We start from the raw sequence: 5,417 nt of genomic DNA on the forward strand, positions 1-5,417 counted from the left end.
AGGCTGAGGCCATACTTGATAATAAATTTATTATTCAGAAAAGAATTCCATTTACAGCTGATCTTAAAAAAATGGTTCTAGCTATGAACTCTATGGTTAGCAAGGTAAAAGACATTTTTGAGAGAGAGGCAGCCACACTTAGTAAGTATCAAGAACTTTTATATAAAGATACAATGAGTGGTGCTAATAACAGAAGATTTTTTCAAACTAAATTTAGTGAGTATCTAGCAAGTGAAGAATATTCAAGTGGTGTTGCTTTACTTGTTAGTTTTAAAGATCTAATAAATTTAAAAAGTACGCTTGGCTTTGAAAAATGGCAAAGCGTTGTAATGAAAATAGCTCAAATTTTACAAGAAAAATCAATCCATAATGATAAAAATGCGATTGTTGCAAGGCTCAACGATAATGATTTCATCGTACTTTCGTATGGTAGAAATTCATCAAATTTCTTGGCTCTATGTGATGAAATTATGAACGAATTTAAAAAGCTTTATGCAAATTTTGCACTAAATGATAGCGAGTATCCAGTAAATGCTGCGATAGTTGAGTATTCACCAAATTCTGATATTAAGACACTTCTTACTTCAGCTGACGTTACATTGGCTAGCTCAAGACTTGCTGGTAGCTTTACATATAAGGTATTTAATGAAAATCAAAATACTTTAGTGATTGGTAAAGAGAAGTATAAAGAGCTTATTTTTGACTCAATAAAAGAAGATGAATTTAAATTCGCAGCTCAAAAGGTGATTGATCTTAATTCAAATTTTGAACAGTATGAGCTTTATTTGAGGCTTGTTGATAAAGATGGCGTATGGCGTATGGCCTCATATTTTATGCCGATGGTCAATGAGCTAAATTTAGGTGCGATGCTTGATCTTCATATCTTAAATAGGGTAGCCAGAATTTTACCGGAGAATATCCTGCCAAGTGGCAATTTAGCCATAAATTTGGGAAAAGAGATATTAAATTCAGATGAAAATTTTTCAAAACTTGAAGCTACACTTAAAAAGATAAGTCAGATTTCGAAATATAAAAACTATATAGAAATTCCAAATAAAGACGATATTAGCATAGAAAGTATAGTTAAGCTTACTAAAAAATTAAAAGAACTTGGCTTTGGATTTGGTTTTGACCACTTTGAGCTTAACGCAAAAGGTATCGAGAAACTAAAAGAATTTAACCCTGATTATGTAAAAATTCAGTCAAATGTCTTGATTGACTTCTTAAGTGATAAGTCAGGAGTAAACACAAAACAATCACTTGATGTTGTTTTAAGCTCAAAAGACATTATTTTGATCGCAATAGGTGTTGAAGGCGAAGAGCAGAAGAAAAAGTTAATCGATCTTGGCATTAAAAATATGCAAGGAATTTATATAGATGAAATCAAGAACATTGGATGATAGATGCATAGTGATAAGATAAAAGATGAGCTGCTTCAATGTTTGGTTATTTTTACCAAGCTTCATAATAATCCATACAGTGCCGATGCTTTAACTATTGGCTTGCCAGTAAAAGATGGCGATGAGATTGAGCTTTTTTCACTTAAAAGCTCAAGGTCTTTATTTTCTCGTGCTGCTTCTCGTGCTGGTTTTGCTTCTACCCTTGTAAGAAAAGATCTCGAACAAATCTCTCCTTTAGTTTTACCTTGCATTTTAATGCTTAGAGGCAAAAAAGCTTGCATCTTGCAATCTTTTAGTAAAGATAAAAAGACAGCAAATATCATAACACCAGAACTTTCAACTGGTACTAGCACGATAGAAATAAGTAAATTAAAAGAAGAATATTTAGGCTATGCATACTATTTAAAGCGTGAGTTTGTTCCAGAGGATACTAGCTCAACAAAGCTAATTGATGCTGGAAATGACCACTGGTTTTGGGGAACTCTAAAACGTTCAAAAAAGATTTATTTTGATGTTGTTCTTGCAAGTTTTATTATAAATTTATTTGTTCTTGCTAGTCCGCTTTTTACGATGAATGTATATGACCGTGTCGTGCCAAATAATGCGGTTGAGACACTTTGGGTCTTGGCGCTTGGCGTAAGTGTAGTTTATGGCATAGATCTTTTCTTAAAATTTGTAAGATCATATTTTCTTGAGATTGCTGGCAAAAAGAGTGACATCATAATGAGTTCTATTTTATTTGAGCGCGTTATGGATATGAAATTTAGCAATAAACCAAAATCTGTTGGTTCATTTGCTAGTAATCTAAAAGAGTTTGATACGGTTAGAAATTTCTTCTCATCAGCCTCATTGGCAGCTATTGTGGATCTTCCATTTGCGATCATTTTCTTGATAGTTACTTATTTTATAGGAAGTTATATCGTACTCGTACCAATTGTTATTATGATAGCTATTTTATGTTATACATTTTTTATAAAAGATCCACTTCAAAATGCTATTAAAAGTACATTTGAGGCTTCGGCTATAAAAAATGGAATTTTAATAGAGAGCCTTAGTAGTCTTGAGACTATCAAAACTCTTGGCGCTAGTGGCCATATACAGTGGAACTGGGAAGAGGCAACCGGAGAGATAGCAAATAGAAGCATTAAATCAAAAATTATCACAACTTCGATAACGACTGTTACATCTTTTTTAGTGCAATTAAATACTATTGCCATCATCGTTCTTGGCGTCTATATGATACAAGATACGCATCTTACAATGGGTGGTCTTATCGCCGCGGTTATGCTTAGCTCTCGTGCTATCGCTCCTATGGGACAGGTTGCTTCACTTGCTGCAAATTTTGAGCAGACAAAAACAGCATATCAAAGTCTTAGTAAGATTATGCAAATGCCTGTTGAAAGGCCAGAAGGTAAAAAATTTGTTAGAAGAAATTCTTTTGATGGAAAGATTGAGTTTAAGAATGTAAGCTTTACATATCCAGATACCACAAAAGGTTCGCTTGATAGGATAAATTTTGTTATTCAACCAGGTGAAAAAGTTGGCATTATAGGCAAAAATGGCTCTGGAAAAACTACTTTACAAAAGCTCATTTTGGGACTTTACTCACCAACTGAAGGCTCAGTGCTAATCGATGGTATTGATATTAATCAAATCGATCCAGCCGATCTTAGGCGAAATATCGGCTATGTTCCGCAAGATGTTGTGCTTTTTAAAGGAACGGTTAGAGAAAATATCGTTCAAAAAGCACCGTATGTTGATGATATTCAGATTATAAAAGCAGCTAAAGTAAGCGGAGTTGATGAATATGTAAATGCTCATCCGCTTGGATTTGACATGCCAGTTTTTGAAAGAGGCGATGGCATAAGTGGTGGGCAGCGTCAAAGCATAGCTGTGGCTAGGGCATTTTTACTAGATAGTCCTATTATTTTGCTTGATGAGCCAACAAATTCTCTTGATAATACAGTTGAAAATAAGTTAAAAGTAAATTTAAAGACAAATACAGCAAATAAAACGATGCTGCTTGTTACACATAGGACGTCGATGCTAGATCTTGTTGATAGACTTATAGTTATGGACAATGGCAAAATTTTATTGGACGGACCAAGAGATGAAGTTTTAGCAAGACTTAGTGGGAAGTGATCATGCAAGAAGATATCAAGAATAAACAAAATGAAAATCCAAAAACTGAAAAAAGATTAATTTCTGAAAATAATATAAAAGAACAAGAGGAAGCTAGTAATAAAATTTTAAATAGTGTAGATGATATAAAGTCGAATCTTCAAACAAAAAATTATGATGCTTATGATTTGAAATTTATGTCAAGTCTTTCTGAGGCTGTTTTGGCTAAGGCCCCATCTACATCTAAAAAGATACTCTATACGGTTGCTATAACTATGTTTTGGCTTCTTGTTTGGGCCTCTTGGGCACAAATAGATGAGATCACAAGAGGTAGTGGTAAGATCATCCCGTCTGGAAAAAACCAAGCGATACAAAATCTCGAAGGTGGTATAGTCGATCAAATTTTTGTAAAAGAGGGTGACGAAGTCAAGAAAGATCAAATTCTAATAAGGCTAGATAATAAAAATTTTACGAGTAGTTATGGTGAGTCAAAGCTAAGACTTGACGAACTTCAAGCAAAATTTATGAGACTTGATGCTGAGGCGAATGATAAGGAATTTGACTATGATGAAGCTAGAGATGCAAACAATAGCAAGGCCATAAGATATGAGCTAAGTTTGCATAATTCAAATATTGATCACTTAAATGAGCAAATAGGAATTCTAACAGAGCAGATCCATCAACGCCAAAGTGAGCTAAATGAGCTTAGAAATAAAATTTCTCAAACTCAAAATAGCTACAACCTTGTTTTAAAAGAAAAAGCTATCATGGAGCCTATCTTTAAAAAAGGTCTTGTTAGCGAGGTCGAGTATATCCAGCTTCAAAGACGCGTAAATGACCTAAAAGGCGAGCTTGACGCATCTGTGCTTGCTGTGCCAAGGGTCGAATCGACCATAAAAGAGGCAAAAAATAAGATAGAAGAGGCAAAGCTGGCATTTAAAAATAATGCAAAAAAAGAGCTAAATGAGGTTTCAGCAGAGATCGCAAGGATAAATGAATCACAAATCAGCCTAAGCGATAGAGTGGAAAGAACATATGTAAGATCTCCAGTAAATGGTATTGTCAGCAAAATGATGGTTCATACCGTATCAGGAGTTATCAAGCCTGGTGAAAATATTGCCGAGATCGTTCCTCTTGAGGATAAATTGGTTGCTGAAGTAAAAGTAAAACCAGCTGATGTTGCGTTTTTGAGACCTGGACTTGATACGATGGTTAAATTTACGGCTTATGATTTTAGTATTTACGGTGGTTTAAAAGGTAAAGTAACGCAGATTAGTGCCGATACGGAGACTAATGAAAAAACTGGCGAGAGCTATTATTTGGTCAGGATAGAAACTGAGAAAAATTATCTTGGTAGCGAAGAAAAGCCACTTAGGATAAAAGTTGGTATGATAGTTTCAGCTGATATCATTACCGGTAAAAAGACAATACTTGATTATTTATTAAAGCCTATTTTAAAGGCGAAACAAAATGCCTTAACGGAGAGGTAATGGGCAAGATCGCTTTTTATGATAAGAAATTTGGTGAATATGAGATTGAAAAATTTCAAAATTTACAAAATTTCTACCTCATAAAAGATAATCATTGCTGCGATATAGTTAATGATGAAATTGAACGATTTAAATTTAGTGATTGTGAAATAGAATTTTTACAATTAGTAGATGTTGCTAGTAGACATATAAAACTATTTGAAAATATAAAAATTCAAGATAATCTAGTAAGAAGCATTAAAATTTTAATAAAAGGCTTTGACCAGAGTTTGGATAAATTTGACTTTGATCCTGGAATTTTAAATTTAAATACCCCTTATAAATATGCTATATCACAAGATTTTTTTGAAACGACCATTTTTTTAGAAGAAAAACCTTCTGTAGTTACTAAATTTTTCTCATCAAT

4 protein-coding genes are annotated in these 5,417 nt (G+C 33.5%); all 4 read left to right on the forward strand.

Annotated elements, in window-relative coordinates:
- The coding region (locus F3G69_RS05260) for a bifunctional diguanylate cyclase/phosphodiesterase (RefSeq protein WP_223155880.1) at positions 1–1,400 on the forward strand (1,400 nt) is incomplete at its 5' end.
- A 3-nt stretch (positions 1,401–1,403) separates the two neighbouring features.
- On the forward strand, positions 1,404–3,542 hold the full coding sequence (locus F3G69_RS05265; RefSeq protein ID WP_149714620.1) for a type I secretion system permease/ATPase: 2,139 nt from the start codon (positions 1,404–1,406) through the stop codon (positions 3,540–3,542).
- A gap of 2 nt (positions 3,543–3,544) precedes the next feature.
- Positions 3,545–5,011 carry an HlyD family type I secretion periplasmic adaptor subunit gene (locus tag F3G69_RS05270; protein ID WP_021090674.1) on the forward strand — a complete coding sequence of 489 codons (1,467 nt, stop codon included), beginning with the start codon at positions 3,545–3,547 and terminating at the stop codon, positions 5,009–5,011.
- Positions 5,011–5,417, forward strand: a 407-nt coding sequence (locus F3G69_RS09295; protein ID WP_188115336.1) for a DUF5416 family protein, incomplete at its 3' end; no start/stop codon positions are given. The genes F3G69_RS05270 and F3G69_RS09295, both read left to right, overlap by 1 nt.

The organism is Campylobacter concisus (assembly GCF_902460625.1).
GTDB classification, from domain to species: Bacteria; Campylobacterota; Campylobacteria; order Campylobacterales; family Campylobacteraceae; genus Campylobacter_A; species Campylobacter_A concisus_AD.

What these genes read in the sequence shown, in the direction of transcription:
- F3G69_RS05265 (WP_149714620.1), top strand. Translation starts at nt 1,404, where the DNA reads ATGCATAGTGATAAGATAAAAGATGAGCTGCTTCAATGTTTGGTTATT.
- F3G69_RS05270 (WP_021090674.1), top strand. Translation starts at nt 3,545, where the DNA reads ATGCAAGAAGATATCAAGAATAAACAAAATGAAAATCCAAAAACTGAA.